Source organism: Nostoc sp. (assembly GCF_036917315.1).
Lineage (GTDB): Bacteria > Cyanobacteriota > Cyanobacteriia > Cyanobacteriales > Nostocaceae > Nostoc.
The window spans coordinates 151796-169868 of the sequence record NZ_JBALDR010000047.1 but is presented as its reverse complement, the minus strand read 5'-3'; the positions used below and the strand labels follow the sequence as shown (position 1 = coordinate 169868).

Below are 18073 nucleotides of genomic sequence, written 5' to 3'. Positions count from 1 at the left end.
ACTTAAAAGGATGCTAATTAATGCTGAACTCCTACTGCAATACCAACGCTGTAAACGCCGACCTTTTCTAGATATCCACGGTGACAAAAGTCAGCGCGATGCCCCCAATGAGTTGCTACGGAAACTGCAACAGGACAAAATCGCTCATCAGTTGAGTGTTTTGGCAAACGTGACCTATCATCAACCAGATTATTCTTATGGAAACTGGGAAAAGGCAGAGAAGGCAACTTTAGAATTGATGCAGCGTGGGGTTGAGTACATCTATAAAGGAGTACTGTTAGCAAATTATTCTGAAGCAGACACCCTGTTAAGTCGTCCAGATTTACTCGTGAAACAACCGGGACAATCAAATTTTGGAGATTGGATCTACGTCCCGGCGAGTATTGAACTGGGTAAGCGCCCTAAGCAAGAATATCAGGTTGTCGCTGCATTTCATGTCCAAGTGTTGGCATCAGTGCAGGGAGTTGCACCTGAAACAGCTTCGCTTATATTGCGAAGTAAAAATACAAATTATGCAGTGGATCTGTTTAAATGGATGCCACGGATGCAGCAGATTCTAGAGGAATTTATTCAAGTTTTAGAGTCGCCGAATCCGCCAGAAGTGTTTATTTCTCGCCAAAAGTGCAATTTTTGCCATTGGTATACTGAATGTTATGCGATCGCTCAATCTGAAAAACATCTCTCACTGCTACCAGGAGTAACACCCCTTCGCTACACTCAACTCCAAGCCTTAGACATTACCACACTGGAATCTCTTGCTAACACCAGTCCCAGCAGCTTAGAAAAGCTACTTGGTTTTGACAGCGAAGTAGCGCCCAAATTGGTAGTGCAAGCTCAATCTGCACTAGAAAAACGACCATTAATTTTACCATATCCGCTACCAACAGAAGATATTACATTTACAGCACCCATAGAGCTTTATTTTGATATTGAAGCCCAGCCAGACTTAGATTTAGATTATCTCTTAGGGGTTTTGGTTGTTAATAGACAAGCTAATACAGAACAATTTTATTCCTTTTTAGCAGACAAACCAGAAGACGAAGAATTAGTTTGGCACCAATTTTTAGATTTGGTTTGGCAATATCCCGAAGCGCCAATTTATCATTTTTGTGTCTACGAGTTTGATACAGTCAAACGGTTGGCAAAACTTTACGGTACTCCACACTCCTTAGTACGCCCTGTACTGAATCGATTTGTGGATGTGTATGAACAATTAACCCAAAGTGTAGCATTGCCCGTAGAAAGCTATGCCTTGAAAGCGATCGCTCGTTGGATAGGATTTGAGTGGCGCGATAAAGAAGCCAGTGGTGCCAAGTGTATTTACTGGTACGATCGATGGTTAGAAACAGGCGATCGCACCTTACTGGAAATTATCCAACGCTACAACGAAGATGACTGCCGCGCCACCCTTAAAGTCAAAGATTGGCTTGTCAACTTTTTTCAAGATGAATATGATTTACGACTAGCTTAAGTAATTTCTTATTTTTTAAAGCTTTTCAAAGTCAAAATACGTCTTGAAAAGTCTAATTAGAAGGAACATCCACTCAGACTTTCTAGATAATTAGAAATTAATAAAGCCTGATTTAGTAAGGATTTATAGGCTTGTAGCTGTCAAATTGTTTATTTAATTGATATTATTTGTAGGGACGTACAGTTATACGTCCCTACAAATATTGATTTAACGAAAAAATCTATGCAGCTAACTAAAAAAATCTTCACACTTCCACGAATATTTTTATTTTTAATTTCGATTACAATTATTAGCATTATATTCACAAATTTACCATCAAATGGTGTTGAAATAAGTAGCATAGAATTTATCGGTGAAGCTACCTTACCGAAAGGTTTAATCTTTCAAAATACTGAAGTAGGAGGCTTATCTGGAATTACATATAATTCAAAAAATAACCTTTATTATGCTATTTCTGATGAGCGTGGGCAAAAAGCTGCCACCCATTTATACACTTTGAAAATCGACTTGAGTAAAGGTTTACTAGAAAAAGGTGGAATTATTCCAGTCAGCGTTACTAAATTATTAAATGAAAATGCTCAAATATTTCGCCCTGGTGAAACTGATACAGAAGGTATCGCATTAACTGATAAAGCAACCGTGTTTGTTTCTTCTGAAGGCGATGCTACAAAATTAATTAATCCTTTTATTAAAGAGTTCTCCCTATCTTCTGGCAGAGAAATTGCAACACTCCCCATACCAAAGAAATTTTTACCAGATAAAACTAATCAAAAAGGTATCCGCAACAATTTAGCTTTTGAAAGCCTCACCATCGCACCCGATAACAAGCATCTATTCACAGCCACCGAAAATGCTCTAATACAAGATGGTGTCGCAGCTAAACCTAATATCGGTAGCCCTTGCCGAATTTTGCAATACAACTTGCTCAACAACCAGCCAGACAAGGAATTTCTTTACCAAACTGAACCAGTTTCACCATTTTTGAATCTAATTGGCAAATTCGTTAGTGGATTACCCGATTTGCTTGCTCTCGATAATCAAGGACACTTCTTAAGTTTAGAAAGGTCTTTTACTGGTTTAGGATTTGCTATTTCCCTGTTTCAGGTTTCTTTAGAAGGAGCCGATGATATTCATAATATTGATAGCCTTTTAGTAGTTGATTCTAAAAATATTAAACCAGTTAAGAAAAAGCTGCTGTTAGATTTGAGGAAACTAGATGTACTGCTAGACAACATCGAAGGCTTAACTCTTGGGCCAAAACTACCGGATGGTCAACAATCATTAATTCTCATCAGTGATAATAATTTTAACTCCCTGCAACGCACCCAGATACTAGCCTTTAAAATTAAAATTGAAAATCCACTAATTAGATTATTACGCCGTTTCTTCCCAAATTTTAACCTTTAACCGTACAGAGCTAAAAGTGCGTAGGCGTAGCCCGTTGTAGGCATGGCGGCTTTACTACTATTTAATTATTTCTGATTATTCCTGTGTATTCACGGAATCTACTAAGTAACTTTATCTAGCTTATTTATTGTTTACGTGTAATTTCTCAACCGTACTCGTTAATAAATATGTTACACAATGTTTAGCAGTTTTTGCAGAGAGCTTAAGCATATTTATAGCATATAATTAATTTTCTCAAAATTAGGATATTTCTTAGATTTAAATTTAATAATTAGCTAGACTTAATTAAAGTATTTTACCAATAATATTTTTTATAAATGATTTTTATGCCAGAAAATAGAATTGAGAGTATGGTAGGGCAAAAAGCAGAATTAGACGATTATATCGGACAATTTTTAAACAATCGCTATTTAATCAGAGATTTGATTGGCAAAGGGGGTATGGGTAGAGTTTATCTAGCAGAAGATACTGCTAAAGGCGGTATGCCGATCGCAATCAAAATCTTATCACTTAGTTTGTCAAACCAACAAATGTCCCAACGTTTTGCCAGAGAGATTTTTATTGGCGCTCAATTGGGTCGCAAAAGTAAACATATTGTTCGCATTTTAAGTTATGGAGTTACTGAGGATAAAACTCCATTTTATGTAATGGAATACCTCCAAGGAAAAAATCTCAAACAAATTCTGAAAATTCAGCCCTTAACAATATCTAAGTTTTTAGAAATTTGTAATCAAATTTGTTTAGGCTTACAATGTGCCCACCAAGGTATCAGCCTTAAAGGAGAGATTTATCCTATTGTTCACAGAGATATTAAACCAGAAAATATATTTATTGCTGAAGATAGTAAAAAAGGTGAAATTGTTAAAATACTAGATTTTGGTATTGCCAAGTTTTTAACAGAGCGAAGCGGGATGACTCTAACAGATTCTTTTATTGGCAGTTTGCCTTACTGTTCTCCAGAACACATGGAAGGGCGTAAACTGCTAGATGTCCGCTCTGATATTTATAGTTTGGGAGTACTAATGTTTGAAATGCTGACAGGGAAACACCCATTTCAAACAAAAAGTAACTCCTTTGGTACTTGGTATCAAGCCCATCGCTTTCAAATGCCACCTACAGTTGAAGAAGTAAATCCGCAAGTTAAAATACCAGAAATATTAGAAAAAATATTGATGAGTTGTTTAGCTAAAGAGGTAAGCGATCGCCCCCAGAATATCAACCAAATATTAGAAGATTTAGAAAAGGTTAATTCTCAAGTTAACAATGTTATTTATAGTAATAGTACTGACATTATTAAAGTCTCACTTCCACTTCAATTAGTACCCGCAACTTTACTATCAGAAAAAGAGTGTTTGCAGAAAAATTGGCCTAAAAATAAACCAATTGCGCCAATTGGATTTCCCCATTTACTACAGACTCCTCAAAGACCTATACCAACTTTTTGGGCAATGTTGCCCAAACAAGAGATTGCAAAATTTTTGGATAAAATACATAGTACTGAATTTATTAGTAAAATGAATGTATATCCGATGTTACTCTGGGTAACAGTACTATATGACGCCCAACTTTCTACAACTAAATGGCTACCTTATTTTCTGGATCTAAAAGATAATAAAAGTCAAAATATAGCGCGTGGTTTAGCAGAAGTAGGCTACTATCATTTACTATTTTTCCCCTTGGAAGATCCGACTCATTGCTCTCATGTAACGACTTTAAATCTCACAGCTAAACAGCGTCAACAACTTGTAGATTGGTTAGATATTAGTCAACAGTCCAATGAATTAATTTTGCCTAGTCAAGCCAAAAATATTCTAAAAGCAGAGTACGAAAAGCTAAAATTAGACATATTACGAAACTTAGCCACACATCAAAAATCTGAGACAGATGGTTTAAAAATTTGGATGACTAAATTCTTGGAAATGTTTTTGAAACTACTATTGCATCGTTGAAAGTATGCTATCAAAATCAAATGCTTGCCACCATTATCTAATAATAGTTTTATGTGTTTATTGCTAACTTTAAATGGACTCAGCATCAGAGGTGAACAAAGTGAATCAAAGCCCATTTACATCTCCAAGTAGTACGGGCTTAATTGCCAATCGTTATCAGCTCAAGCAATTAATTGGCAGCGGTGGCATGGGTGAAGTTTTTTTAGCGAATGATGTTTTGTTAGGAGGTATACCAGTTGCTATCAAGTTTTTGACTCAAACTGTTGCTAATACCAAGATGCAACAAGACTTTGCTCGTGAAGCACTAATGAGTGCAGCCTTGAGTCAAAAGAGCGTACATATAGTGCGGGCGTATGATTATGGTGTGAATGAAAAAGGAAAACCATATTACGTCATGGAATATCTATGTGGCAAGAGTTTAAAGGATTTAATTCCGCTATCTCTGTCCATGTTTTTGACTCTCTCTCGCCAAATTTGTTTGGGCTTACAGTGTGCCCATCAAGGGATTAATATTGATGGCAAAATTTGTCCGTTGGTTCATCGAGATATTAAGCCTGCCAATATATTAGTTGTTCCCGATCCGATATTGGGTCAGTTAGTTAAAATTCTCGATTTTGGTATTGCTAGATTTTTGAATTATACATCAACAGCTAGTACAAGTAGCGGATTTAATGGCACTTTACCCTACTGTTCTCCAGAACAGCTAGATGGGGAAAAACTAGATAGTCGTTCTGATATTTACAGCCTGGGTGTGATGATGTTTGAAATGCTTACAGGCAAAAAACCTTGGCAAACGGAAACTGATTACTTTGGTGCTTGGTATAAAGCACATCACTTTGAAGCACCAAAAACGATCGAAGATGTTAAACCCACTCTTAAAATACCTCAGAAACTAAATAATTTAATTATGGCTTGTCTGGCTAAAAAAGTAAGCGATCGCCCTCAAAATATCGCTGAAATTTTGCAAGTATTAAATAGTGTAGAACAGTCTAATTGTTCCAGTTTACCTACAAATTTCGCCTCTAACTCCGTTCTTAGTCGTCCCTTAAATTCTGCATTACCAATCACAGTAGAACAAAGCTATCGGCAACTTTTGTGGCCTCCAAATAAACCAATTCAAGAAATTGTTTTTCCCCGGCTTCTAGACACCCCACAAGGCTCGATGACAGCGTTATGGTTGATGTTGTCTAAACAAGAAATCAAAAATTATGCGGTTTCTACCCGTTACAACCAGTTTATCTTTGTGACATCGCCTCATCCGATGCTGTTGTGGGTAACTGTACTCTACAATCGGCAATTGGCTCCTAAGTGGCTACCATGCTACTTAGATATGCAAAATCCCCAAAATCTTAAGATGGTAAGTCTCCTGGCTGAAAATGAACAATATCCTTTGATTTTCTTTACTCTGGAAGCACCACATTCTTGTATCAAGGTTCTCAGCAGTCGCATTGAGTCAACTCAGCGACAAATCTTGAAAACCTGGGTGCAACAGAGTCATACTCTACCAGCCGCTTCTCAACCCCAATTGAGCAAACAGCTATTAAAGCAGCAGTATAAACAAATGCAATCCAGAATGTTGCAACATCTGGAATCAGAGCCACAGGTTGCATTATCACGGTCTTTTTAAGGTATAATTAGCACCACTAAAATACGCAACAAAAATAATTCCTAATTCCTGACTCCGAAACACTTGACAAGTAAATAAAAAATAGTGATAATAGCAAAGTTGCCAAACAAGGGACTGTAGTTCAATTGGTTAGAGCACCGCCCTGTCACGGCGGAAGTTGCGGGTTCGAGCCCCGTCAGTCCCGTTCTAAATTTATGAGTAGCGAATCACTTAACTAAGGTGATATTGGATTCTGAATTACCCAAAGAGGTTGACTCAGGATTCAAGATTTAAATATAAGCTACATTTATCATGCTTTGCGAAAGAGAGAATTAACTGTGACTGTTAGAGTCCGTATTGCGCCGAGTCCAACCGGAAATTTACATATTGGTACAGCTAGAACTGCTGTATTCAACTGGTTATTTGCCCGTCACCACGGCGGGAAATTTATATTGCGAATAGAAGATACAGATTTAGAGCGATCGCGTCCCGAATACACCGACAATATTCTTGAAGGACTGCGCTGGCTAGGACTTAACTGGGATGAAGGGCCATTTTTCCAATCCCAACGCCTGGATCTTTATAAAGAAGCAGTAGAAAAACTGCTAGCTCAAGGATTAACTTATCGCTGCTACACTACTTCCGAAGAATTAGAGGCGCTCCGAGAAGCTCAAAAAGCTAGAGGCGAAGCACCTCGCTATGACAACCGTCACCGCAACCTCACCCCAGAACAACGCGCCGCCTTTGAAGCAGAAGGTCGTTCTTTTGTAATTCGCTTCAAAATCGAAGATGGGCGGGAAATTGTCTGGAACGATCTAGTAAGGGGAAAGATGTCTTGGCGAGGTAGCGATTTAGGTGGTGATATGGTCATCGCCCGCGCCTCAGAAGAGGGTAGCGGTCAACCTTTATACAACTTTGTCGTTGTCGTGGATGACATCGATATGGAAATCACCCATGTCATCCGCGGAGAAGACCACATCGCCAACACTGCCAAGCAAATTCTGCTGTATGAAGCGATGGGTGCAAAAATTCCAGAGTTTTCCCATACGCCATTAATTTTGAATATGGAAGGGCGCAAGCTTTCTAAGCGAGATGGCGTCACTTCCATTTCTGACTTTCAAAAAATGGGCTTTACTGCTGAAGGTTTGGTAAATTATATGACATTGCTGGGTTGGTCGCCACCAGACTCGACGCAAGAAATATTTACTTTAGAATCAGCTGCTAAAGAATTTGGCTTTGAGCGTGTAAATAAAGCAGGTGCAAAGTTTGACTGGGACAAGCTGGATTGGTTGAACAGTCAATATATTCACAAAACGCCAGTAGATAAACTCACAGATTTACTCATCCCCTTTTGGGAAACTGCTGGCTATAAATTTGATGGTGGAAGAGAACGCCCCTGGTTAGAACAGCTTGTAACTTTAATTAGCCAGAGTTTGACTCGCCTGGTAGATGGAGTAGCTCAAAGTCAACTGTTTTTTAGCGACACAGTTGAATTTAGCGAAGAAGGCAGTACACAACTGAAGCAAGAAGGTTCTACTGCTGTCCTTGAAGCGATTGTCACAGCTTTAGAAAATCAGCCGCAACTGTCAGAAGCCGCCGCCCAAGACATTATAAAACAAGTGGTGAAAGAACAAAAAGTCAAAAAAGGCTTAGTGATGCGATCGCTCCGAGCAGCTTTAACTGGAGATGTTCATGGCCCCGACTTAATCCAATCTTGGTTACTCCTAAATCAGATTGGTTTAGATAAATCGCGCTTGATTCGGGCTATAACGGAAGCTAAGTAGCGATTACTTTCAGATTTTAGAAATATTTTAGATTTTAGGGGCGCACAAACGTGTGCCCCTATCCATAAGGTAAAGCAACGATGGGAACAAGAAATCATTGACTAATTACTAATGAATTATCCCCAATTTCACATCTAAAATAGTTAGTCAATTCTCCTCATGTTGGGAACTTGGTGTGTAAAATTCATGTCTTCAAAAACACTTAGAAGCGAACGTAATTACAATGCCGACAAAAGCGCTCAATAGAGGGATGAGATTATCGTTCATGATAGTTACGCTCTTCATCACATCGACAGTTAATGCTGCGGTTGATGCTCAGGAAGCGCCAACGATATTTGGAGATGTCACCCTTAGCCCCCAGTTTTCGCCAGACCCCCTGACAGTTCGCGGGATGAGTGGTGGTTCAATATCTGGGAGTCAAGTAGGTGGGAGAAGCGAAACAGCCACTGGCCCTTGTACCGGATTTGTGGATGAAACACCAGACCACACATTAGCGTTAACAAGTAAATTTGACTACCTAAAGCTGCAAGTGCAAAGTCCTGAAGACACCACCATAATTATCAAAGGGCCCGGTGGTACTTGGTGCAATGACGATTTTGATGGCAAAAATGCTGGCATTGTTGGTGAATGGCTACCTGGAAGTTACCAAATTTGGGTTGGTTCCTACGAAAAGGGCAAGTATCTTCCTTACACTCTAAAAATTACAGAAGTAAAGTAGGGTATTGGGCATAAGAAGCAGAGGTGCGGAGGGGCAGCACTTCTTTACGAGACGCTGCGCGAACGGCTACGCTCAGTGACCGAGGGGCAGGGGGGAAAAACTTACTGTAACTTCTCCCCTTCTTCCTTATCTCCCTGACTCCCCACTCTCCCAGAATCATGATTGAGAGCGGCTTGGACGATACGAGGAGCATTGTGGAGAAATTCTCTCTGTCTTTGCATTCCGTTGCGCTCCCTTTTCTCGTGCGATATTGTATTAAAATTAAGTTAACTTTGATTAAGATTCTTGTTGGCATTGCCATAATGCTCTAATTGCCTTATTGCAGTGCATCTAAGAGATCAAATTAAACAAAATGGATTTATAAACATCCGTTTAACAGCTTAAAGTGACAGAGTGATGAACATTCGGTTACTAGAGCTAACGAGTTGTATAGGCATCTAGAGGCAAATTAAAATGAAATTCTCTTGGAAAGTCGTAGCACTCTGGACATTGCCAGCTTTGGTAATTGGCTTTTTCTTCTGGCAAGGGGCGTTTGCAGGCGCTCCTGCCGACATGAGTAAGAATGCAGCCAATACTCGCATGACTTACGGTCGCTTTCTAGAATACTTGAACAGCGATCGCGTCAGCAGTGTGGATCTTTACGAAGGCGGTAGGACAGCAATTATAGAAGCCCGCGATCCAGACCTGGAAAATCGTGTCCAAAGGTGGCGTGTGGATTTGCCTGTTAACGCTCCTGAGTTAATTAGCAAGCTCAAAGAGAAAGCCATTAGTTTTGATGCTCACCCCATGCGCAATGATGGCGCAATTTGGGGATTGTTGGGCAATCTCATCTTTCCAGTTTTATTGATTACTGGGTTGTTCTTTTTGTTCCGGCGTTCTAGCAATCTCCCCGGCGGCCCAGGTCAAGCGATGAACTTTGGCAAATCTAAAGCGCGTTTCCAAATGGAGGCAAAAACCGGCGTCAAATTTGACGACGTAGCCGGAATCGAAGAAGCTAAAGAAGAACTGCAAGAAGTCGTCACCTTCCTGAAGCAGCCAGAAAGATTTACCGCTGTGGGCGCACGGATTCCCAAGGGAGTGCTGTTAGTTGGGCCTCCTGGAACTGGTAAAACTTTATTAGCAAAAGCGATCGCTGGTGAAGCAGGCGTACCTTTCTTCAGTATTTCCGGTTCGGAATTTGTGGAAATGTTCGTTGGTGTAGGTGCATCCCGCGTCCGCGATTTGTTCAAGAAAGCTAAAGATAACGCCCCCTGTATCATCTTCATCGATGAAATTGACGCCGTAGGACGGCAACGGGGTGCTGGTATCGGTGGCGGTAACGATGAGAGAGAGCAAACCCTTAACCAGTTGCTCACCGAAATGGACGGGTTTGAAGGTAACACAGGTATCATTATTATTGCTGCTACCAACCGTCCCGACGTACTAGACTCAGCCTTGTTGCGTCCCGGTCGCTTTGACCGCCAAGTAACAGTCGATGCACCCGATATCAAAGGGCGTTTGGAAATCTTGCAAGTCCATGCGCGGAATAAGAAACTAGACCCTAGCGTATCTTTAGATGCGATCGCTCGCCGCACTCCTGGATTCACTGGTGCTGACTTAGCCAACTTACTCAACGAAGCAGCAATTTTGACTGCTAGAAGACGCAAAGAAGCCATCACCCTCGGCGAAATTGATGATGCGGTGGATCGGGTAGTTGCAGGGATGGAAGGTACTCCTTTGGTAGATAGCAAGAGCAAGCGCTTGATTGCTTACCACGAAATCGGACACGCCTTAGTGGGGACTTTGTTAAAAGACCATGACCCAGTACAGAAAGTTACCCTGATTCCACGAGGACAAGCACAGGGTTTAACTTGGTTTACGCCCAATGAAGAACAGGGATTAATTTCCCGTTCTCAACTGAAAGCTAGAATTACTGGTGCTTTGGGTGGTCGCGCCGCCGAAGAGGTAATTTTTGGGGCTGCGGAAGTCACAACTGGCGCGGGTGGAGACTTGCAGCAGTTATCGGGAATGGCCCGGCAAATGGTGACTCGGTTCGGGATGTCCGACTTAGGCCCACTGTCGTTAGAAAGCCAGCAGGGAGAAGTATTCTTGGGTCGTGACTGGACAACCCGATCTGAGTATTCTGAATCCATTGCTTCCCGCATTGATGGACAAGTCAGGGAAATTGTTGAGCAGTGCTACGACAATGCTAAGAAGATCATCCGTGACCATCGCACTGTCACCGATCGCTTAGTAGATTTGCTCATCGAGAAAGAAACCATTGATGGCGAAGAATTCCGCCAGATTGTGGCTGAGTATGCTGAAGTACCTGATAAGCAACAGTACGTACCGCAACTGTAATAGTTGACTCTTTTCTGGCTACTATCTGGAAATGAGTAAAGTGACAAAAAATAAAATGAGGGTGGAGTATACCATCCTCATTTTTTTGCGTTTTTTCAGTGTTAGGAAGTTTCTAATTTTAAAATTCTCAAAATTTATGAACGCATAAACTCTATAACAAACCTTGTTTTTTCAACTTAGCTAGCGCATCTTCAGCAGCAGCTTTTTCTGCATCTTTTTTATTGCGTCCCTTACCTTCTCCGTAAATTTTTTCATCTACCAATACTTTGGCTATGAATTCTGGCGCATGAGAAGGGCCTCCTATATGTTCTGTGAAGTATTTTGGAGGATTTGGAGTAATGTTGCGTTGCACCCATTCTTGAAAGCGGTTTTTTGAGTCTACATTAGAACGAGACACAATTATATGTTTAGGATCTACAGAATCAAATAGCGGTTCTATAATTGCGCGAACTGTTTCAATATTAGAATTATTATCCAAATAGTAAGCACCAAGAACTGCTTCAAAGGTACTACTGAGCAAATTAGGATTTTGGTAGCCTCCATCTCGAATTGCACCTTTTCCTAACCGCATCCTAAAGTCTAAACCCACCTCTTCAGCAAACTTTGCCAATTGCTTTTCATCTACCAGCGCCGAACGCCGCCGGGTTAGTTCATCTTCTCCCATTTCTGCATGACGACCATAGAGATATTCGCCACTTAAGAAATTCAGCAAAGCATCACCGAGAAACTCTAGGCGTTCATTGTGTTCGCCTTCTCCGGGGTTTTCATGGACGTAAGAACGGTGGGTAAGCGCACGCCGTAGAAGTTTTTCATTATGGAATATTAGAAGTTTGTGCATTTTTATCTTGTGTTTTGTTGCGACAATTTACGGTTGGGAAACTTTACAAATATTGCTTTTTTCAGACATAAAAAAACCGCAAATCGCGGTGTCTTGGTAAAACCCAGTTGAATAGAAACTGGGTTTTATAAAGGTATTTTAGGCAGCCAGTATATCTAATTCAGCTAAAAATAACTCCTGATTTTGCTTTCGGACTTTGCCATCCTTTACAGCAACATCAATAAACTGGCTAAAACTCTTAAATTTATTGCCATCATCTGTAGAAATAGATAAGTATCCTTGATAGTTAGTACAACGTTGACGCATCAATTTATCAATGCGACCAAATACGGTAGGCTTACCTTGGCTTGAGGCAGTTTTGATAGCTTCAATTAGATACTCTATAGCCTCTTTGCAATTAATCTGAGACACAATAGCCGTGTTTTTAGGTTGAGTCTTATTGCTATTGTCAACTAACTGAGGTAATTGATCTACAAAATAGAAGTTTTCATTACCAACTAGTTTAATCAATTTTGGATTTTCACTACCTCTTTGAGCAAAGATTATCACTTTTTTACCTAATGCCTTTAACATGCAAATTAAGCCAGCATAGTCCCAGTCTCCTAGTACCAGAATAATTGTATTAGGACTAGGTAAAGGTTTTGGGGCGAACAGTTTAATACAGTCAGCCATCAATCTATAATCTGCACTATTCTTTGAATGATCGGGAACATCAACACCCTTCATACCAAGAATTTCTAGCTCGTTTTTGGTACAAACTTGGTCTATGTAGTGTGAATTATAGTAAACATTTTTGCAGTCTATACGCCCCTTAGATTGGGCAAATTCCAGCAACAAATCACCCTTTCCTTTAATTGAAGAGACGTTCTGAATATCGGCAAAAATACCGACAGAATTTTTCTGCTGGTTAGTTTGTTTTTTGGAAGACTTATCAGCGTGTGTCATTGTAATATATCCAGTATTCTTTGGTGAACTGGACAGATTCAACAAATTACACATTTAGCAGGGTAGCTTTATAAAGGTAATTGATACTCAAAAAGTACCTCCCTATCACTAAGCTCTCTTCTCTACTCGCAAGTTTAACTAGTTTCAGTCTCAGCAGCATAATTACTGTGTTGCCCGCAACATTCCGCACGATCCGCTATGCTAAACATTCATTTAGATGGGTTAGTTTCTCTTTGACATTGTAGTCAACTATTGAACCTGGCATCAGGCTGAATCTTTAGCTTAACGGATCGTGCAAAATGTTGCGAGCAACACAGCAATTATGCTGCTGAGACAGCCGCCAGTGCTTACACTTTAGAGTTGTGCTTTATCATGCAAGTTGTTTACTGTCTTAATTACAGAATTGCATAATATCAGCTATATTGTCAAGTATATCAGTTGTAAATAAATGTAACCTATTTTACTGCTTACTTTGCGCGATCGCACCATACAAAATACCCAAAATTCTCTTAATATCCTTAATATAATATTCACTCAAATCAATCGAAACTACATTGCCTTCAAGCTTGAGGAATTGCCAGATAGTACCGATAGTAACAGCACCATATATAGCTTTTATTTGATTTCCACCTCTTTCGTTAAATAACTGGGCAGCTACCATTTCGGCAATACATTGTGCTAAACCAGACCTCAAATTCTCATTTTTACTTTCTACTAAGACAATTACCGGACTACGTACAAGCAACTGCTCCGAAGAAAGACTCAAAATAAAATCACAAAAGCCGTTTAATCCTCGCTGGCTATCAACAGTAAAATCCACTCCCGAAAAAAAGCTGATTTCATAATTAAATTTGCGTCTAATTTCTAATAAAATTGGACTTATTATCATTTCACTTCGAGCTTTCTCTGAACTTATCGCTACTGCTAAATCAACGTTTTCTCTCAAGATAGTAGATAATAAATCACTACATTCTTGCTCTTGCACATTTGCGAATAGTCCAGATGATTCGTGGATAACTAACCCAAAAGAATCAATAACTTCAATAAGTTTAAAATCACTATAAGCCATAAAACTTACTCCTTTGTATTATGACTAAATCCTATAACAAAGTTTAAAAATTCAGCTTTGGCGGAAACACCCTAGCTAAATCAAGAGATAAATCAGGGAAGCAGGGAAAAGTTATTACCTCATTTGACAAGAAAATTCGCTTATTTGAATAACCATGTCTGCCTTGATTATCCTGATATAGTTCACTGTAAGCTTCCAAATAATTATCGAATAAATTGAATATCCAATAATCAGCAATACCTGCTTTAGCATAGAGAGGTATTTTCACATCTTGGTCATAAGCCAGAGAAGAATCTGAAACCTCCATCACTAATAACACATCAGCAGGTTGAGGATGACCAGATAGATAATTATCATCTCGATTTTGAAGAATAGCAAAATCTGGTTCAGGTTCGCTGTTAGGTGGCAAAGCAATCGGGGCTTGAGATTGCAAGGTTGCCCTATCACCTACAATTTTTGGAAGTTCGCGCAACAAGTTTCGCAAACAAGTTTCATGGGCTGTACCTTTGGATGCCATTTCAATAATTTCCCCGTTGATTAATTCAATGTGGTCATCTTCATGGAAAAAGCCCAATTCTCCAAGTCTGTGGTATTCATCCAGTGTGAAGCGTTTAGCCTGAGCAATACTCATAACGTTACCTTTCTATCATTGGCATAATACTTATTCTAAATGTGCCAGAAATTGGTATGCTAAAGGCCGAGACTCGCTATGAAAGCAAACAATGCCTGCGCCTACTATCAATCCCACAATCACTGCCTTTCCTTTAACTGCCGTAGTCGGTCAAGAAGCAATTAAATTAGCCTTGCTGTTAGCAGCCGTTGATCCTGGTTTGGGAGGAGTAGCGATCGCAGGTCGTCGTGGTACGGCAAAATCTGTAATGGCTCGTGCTATCCACGCTCTCCTACCGCCGATTGAAGTTGTCAAAGGCTCAATCAGTAATTGTGACCCTAACCACCCCGAAGAATGGGACGATCAATTATTGGCGGAGTACGCAGACAAAGATATTCAAGATGTGCCCGTCGAAATTATCCCTGCGCCTTTTTTACAAATTCCTCTAGGTATCACAGAAGACCGACTATTAGGTTCAGTAGATGTAGAAAAGTCGGTAAAACAAGGCGATACCATTTTCCAGCCCGGTTTACTCGCTACAGCAAACCGGGGTGTACTGTACGTAGATGAAATTAATTTATTAGATGACCAAATATCAAATCAGCTTCTAACAGTATTATCTGATGGACGCAACCAGATAGAACGGGAAGGGATTAGTTTTCAGCATCCGTGCAAATCCCTATTTATTGCCACCTACAATCCCGAAGAAGGCGGATTACGGGAGCATTTGCTAGATAGAATTGCGATCGCACTCTCTGCTGATGGTGTACTCGGCTTAGATCAAAGAGTAGAAGCAGTTGAAGTTGCGATCGCCTATTCTAAATCTCCCCAAGATTTTCTCCAACAGTACAACGAAGATTTAGACTCACTCAAAACCCAAATCATCTTAGCGCGGGAATGGTTGAAAGAAGTAATCATCACCCACGAACAAATTGCCTATTTAGTAGATGAGGCAATTCGCGGCGGAGTTCAGGGACATCGCGCTGAGTTATTCGCTACACGGGTTGCCAAAGCGGCGGCGGCTTTGGAGGGACGAACAACAGTTAATGCCGAAGATTTGCGCCGTGCGGTGGAATTGGTGATTGTACCACGCGCCACAGTTGTGCAGACACCACCACCAGATCAAGCGCCACCACCGCCTCCACCCCCACCGCAACAGAATCAAGAAGAACCCCAGGACGAATCGGAAGACGAAGAACAGGAGGAACAAGAAGAACAGGAAGAAAATCAAGAGCAAGAACCCCCCAGCATCCCGGAAGAATTCATTTTTGATCCAGAAGGGGTAATTCTTGATGACAACGTGCTTTACTTTACTCAAATGGCGAAGCGGCAAGGTAAATCTGGTAGTCGTAGTGTCATCTTTTCCGATGACAGGGGACGCTACATTAAGCCAATGTTGCCCAAGGGGAAAGCACGACGCATTGCAGTAGATGCCACCTTAAGAGCTGCGGCTCCTTATCAAAAAGCACGCAGAGAAAGACAACCAGATAGAAAAGTTATTGTCGAACAGCCTGATATTCGCTCGAAACGCCTGGTACGCAAAGCGGGGGCATTGGTAGTGTTTGTGGTAGATGCTTCTGGTTCAATGGCTCTGAATCGAATGCAGTCGGCTAAAGGTGCGGTGATGCAACTGTTGACAGAAGCTTATCAAAACCGCGACCAAATAGCATTAATTCCCTTCCGGGGAGAACAGGCAGAGGTGTTATTGCCTCCAACACGTTCTATTGCTTTGGCGCGTAACCGCTTGGAAAGGTTGCCCTGTGGTGGAGGTTCGCCCTTAGCGCATGGTTTAACTCAAGCTGTGCGCGTTGGTTTAAATGCTCAGATGAGTGGAGATATTGGGCAAGTTGTCCTTGTAGCAATCACTGATGGACGGGGTAATATTCCCTTAGCGCGTTCTTTGGGTGAACAGCTAGAACTAGGAGAAAAGCCAGATATTAAAGGAGAATTATTAGAAATTGCTGCCAGAATCCGTGCTCTGGGGATGCAACTATTAGTAATTGATACGGAAAGTAAATTTGTGTCTACTGGCTTTGCTAAAGAATTATCGCAAACAGCAGGCGGTAAATATTATCATTTGCCAAAAGCGACAGATCAAGCTATTGCTGCTATGACCAAAGGTGCAATCGCTGATTTAAAATCTCGATAACTAGTCATTTGTCATTTGTCAGTTGCTTTTCTACTAACCACTGACCATTGACTAATGACTACGAGCCAGTAGGCATTACTTGTGGTTGCAAATAGCAAATCAAATCTTGGATTCCCTTTTGCAGATACCGCGTTACTGTCATTGGACTAGTACCGATGTTTTTAGCAGCATCTTTGCGAGAAAGTTCTTTCAAAAATACCATTTCAACTGCCATGCGGGGCTTTTCTTCCAACATATTTATCGCGCCTTGGAGTTGTTGGCGTTCTTCTTCTTGTTGTAAAAGAACATGAGAACGAGGACAAGGAAGTGCCTCACCCAAGGTTATTTGGCAATCAACATAGTTAACTGCGGTTGCATCTAAACTCAAAGGCATACGGTTTTGAGCAGCTAACTTGGTTTCTTGCCACTCTTGCACCGATACCCGAAGTTGGCTAGCAATTTCAGCATCCTTGGGCGGGCGACCTAAAGAGATTGACAAGTCCTTGCGAATCTTTTGTCCTTCATTATATAATTCTTGCCAACGACGAGGAATTTTTAATAGAGTACTGCGATCGCGCAAAAAGTGCAGCATCTCACCGCGAATATATGGCACTGCAAAGGAACTAAAAGCATATCCTTGGCTAGGGTCGAAACGCTCAATTGCCCTAATCAAACCAAAATACCCAATTTGTTCTAAATCTTCATAAGGTTCATTACATTGATGGCTGAATTTATGAGCCATCTTCCGTACTAAGCCAGTATGTAACTGTACAAGTTTATTACGAAGTTTAATAGAAGGATTCTGGTGGTACAAGTGCAATAATTCTATACCATCAGTTCGTAAAGAGGACTCACTTGTTGCCATATACATTCCCTTGTTGTAACTCCTATTCCTGAGAAAATGGAGTTGCGTATATTTTCTTCTAAGCTGTTATTATTTTGCTGAGTCAGGGAAGAATAAGCCATCGTCGTTTCACTGAACTTGTTAGGGGTCGAACTCCACAATTCAGTATTTGTACGCATGATTTTGCGAACCCCTCTGTTACAGGTGATTTTTGCTTTTTATATAACTCTTGAATGGTAAATAATCTTTAGCTTTTGCAACAAAAACTAGCTATTTATGCTGAACAGTGCATGACTGACTTAATAGCCATCTGTCATACTGAGAGCAACGTGAATCGTTACTGAATTAATTGCAAAAGAGACTG

At 40.6% G+C, this 18073-nt stretch carries 13 protein-coding genes and 1 tRNA gene; 9 read left to right on the top strand and 5 right to left on the bottom strand.

Annotated features, from left to right (window positions below; all coding sequences use genetic code 11):
* Nucleotides 1-10 precede the first annotated feature (10 nt).
* From V7K84_RS21260 to ftsH2, 8 genes are all read left to right on the top strand, one after another.
* Nucleotides 11-1471: a TM0106 family RecB-like putative nuclease gene (locus tag V7K84_RS21260; RefSeq protein WP_334840931.1), complete on the top strand. Its 1461-nt coding sequence runs from the start codon at nucleotides 11-13 to the stop codon at nucleotides 1469-1471.
* Between the two features lie 222 nt (nucleotides 1472-1693).
* Nucleotides 1694-2878: an esterase-like activity of phytase family protein gene (locus V7K84_RS21255; RefSeq protein WP_334840929.1), complete on the top strand. Its 1185-nt coding sequence runs from the start codon at nucleotides 1694-1696 to the stop codon at nucleotides 2876-2878.
* Nucleotides 2879-3204: 326 nt separating this feature from the next.
* Complete coding sequence (locus V7K84_RS21250; RefSeq protein WP_334840927.1) at nucleotides 3205-4827, top strand: serine/threonine protein kinase; 1623 nt, start codon at nucleotides 3205-3207, stop codon at nucleotides 4825-4827.
* A gap of 100 nt (nucleotides 4828-4927) precedes the next feature.
* Nucleotides 4928-6454, top strand: coding sequence for a serine/threonine protein kinase (locus V7K84_RS21245; protein WP_334840925.1), 1527 nt, complete (start codon nucleotides 4928-4930; stop codon nucleotides 6452-6454).
* 110 nt (nucleotides 6455-6564) lie between these two features.
* A tRNA-Asp gene (locus V7K84_RS21240) sits at nucleotides 6565-6638 on the top strand.
* A 133-nt stretch (nucleotides 6639-6771) separates the two neighbouring features.
* Nucleotides 6772-8217 (top strand): glutamate--tRNA ligase, encoded by a 1446-nt coding sequence (gene gltX / locus V7K84_RS21235; RefSeq protein WP_334840923.1) that lies wholly within the window; start codon nucleotides 6772-6774, stop codon nucleotides 8215-8217.
* Between the two features lie 223 nt (nucleotides 8218-8440).
* The gene (locus V7K84_RS21230; RefSeq protein ID WP_099100181.1) at nucleotides 8441-8935 is read left to right on the top strand and encodes a hypothetical protein; all 495 of its coding nucleotides are present in this window, start codon (nucleotides 8441-8443) and stop codon (nucleotides 8933-8935) included.
* 453 nt (nucleotides 8936-9388) lie between these two features.
* Nucleotides 9389-11275 (top strand): ATP-dependent zinc metalloprotease FtsH2, encoded by a 1887-nt coding sequence (ftsH2, locus tag V7K84_RS21225; protein ID WP_334840921.1) that lies wholly within the window; start codon nucleotides 9389-9391, stop codon nucleotides 11273-11275.
* 151 nt (nucleotides 11276-11426) lie between these two features.
* On the opposite strand, the gene rnc is transcribed toward ftsH2, so the two are convergent.
* From rnc to V7K84_RS21205, 4 genes are all read right to left on the bottom strand, one after another.
* Nucleotides 11427-12113, bottom strand: coding sequence for a ribonuclease III (gene rnc, locus V7K84_RS21220; RefSeq protein ID WP_334840919.1), 687 nt, complete (start codon nucleotides 12111-12113; stop codon nucleotides 11427-11429).
* A 138-nt stretch (nucleotides 12114-12251) separates the two neighbouring features.
* Complete coding sequence (locus V7K84_RS21215) at nucleotides 12252-13103, bottom strand: NYN domain-containing protein (protein WP_334840917.1); 852 nt, start codon at nucleotides 13101-13103, stop codon at nucleotides 12252-12254.
* A gap of 415 nt (nucleotides 13104-13518) precedes the next feature.
* A complete protein-coding gene (locus V7K84_RS21210; protein ID WP_334840916.1) occupies nucleotides 13519-14127 on the bottom strand; it encodes a hypothetical protein in 609 nt (202 codons plus the stop codon).
* 43 nt (nucleotides 14128-14170) lie between these two features.
* Nucleotides 14171-14758, bottom strand: a complete 588-nt coding sequence (locus tag V7K84_RS21205; protein WP_334840913.1) for a Uma2 family endonuclease — start codon at nucleotides 14756-14758, stop codon at nucleotides 14171-14173.
* A 91-nt stretch (nucleotides 14759-14849) separates the two neighbouring features.
* On the opposite strand from V7K84_RS21205, the gene bchD reads away from it, so the two are divergent.
* Nucleotides 14850-16886, top strand: a complete 2037-nt coding sequence (gene bchD / locus V7K84_RS21200; RefSeq protein ID WP_334840911.1) for a magnesium chelatase ATPase subunit D — start codon at nucleotides 14850-14852, stop codon at nucleotides 16884-16886.
* Nucleotides 16887-16944: 58 nt separating this feature from the next.
* On the opposite strand, the gene V7K84_RS21195 is transcribed toward bchD, so the two are convergent.
* Nucleotides 16945-17730, bottom strand: coding sequence for an RNA polymerase sigma factor SigF (locus V7K84_RS21195; protein WP_229498888.1), 786 nt, complete (start codon nucleotides 17728-17730; stop codon nucleotides 16945-16947).
* Nucleotides 17731-18073: the final 343 nt, after the last annotated feature.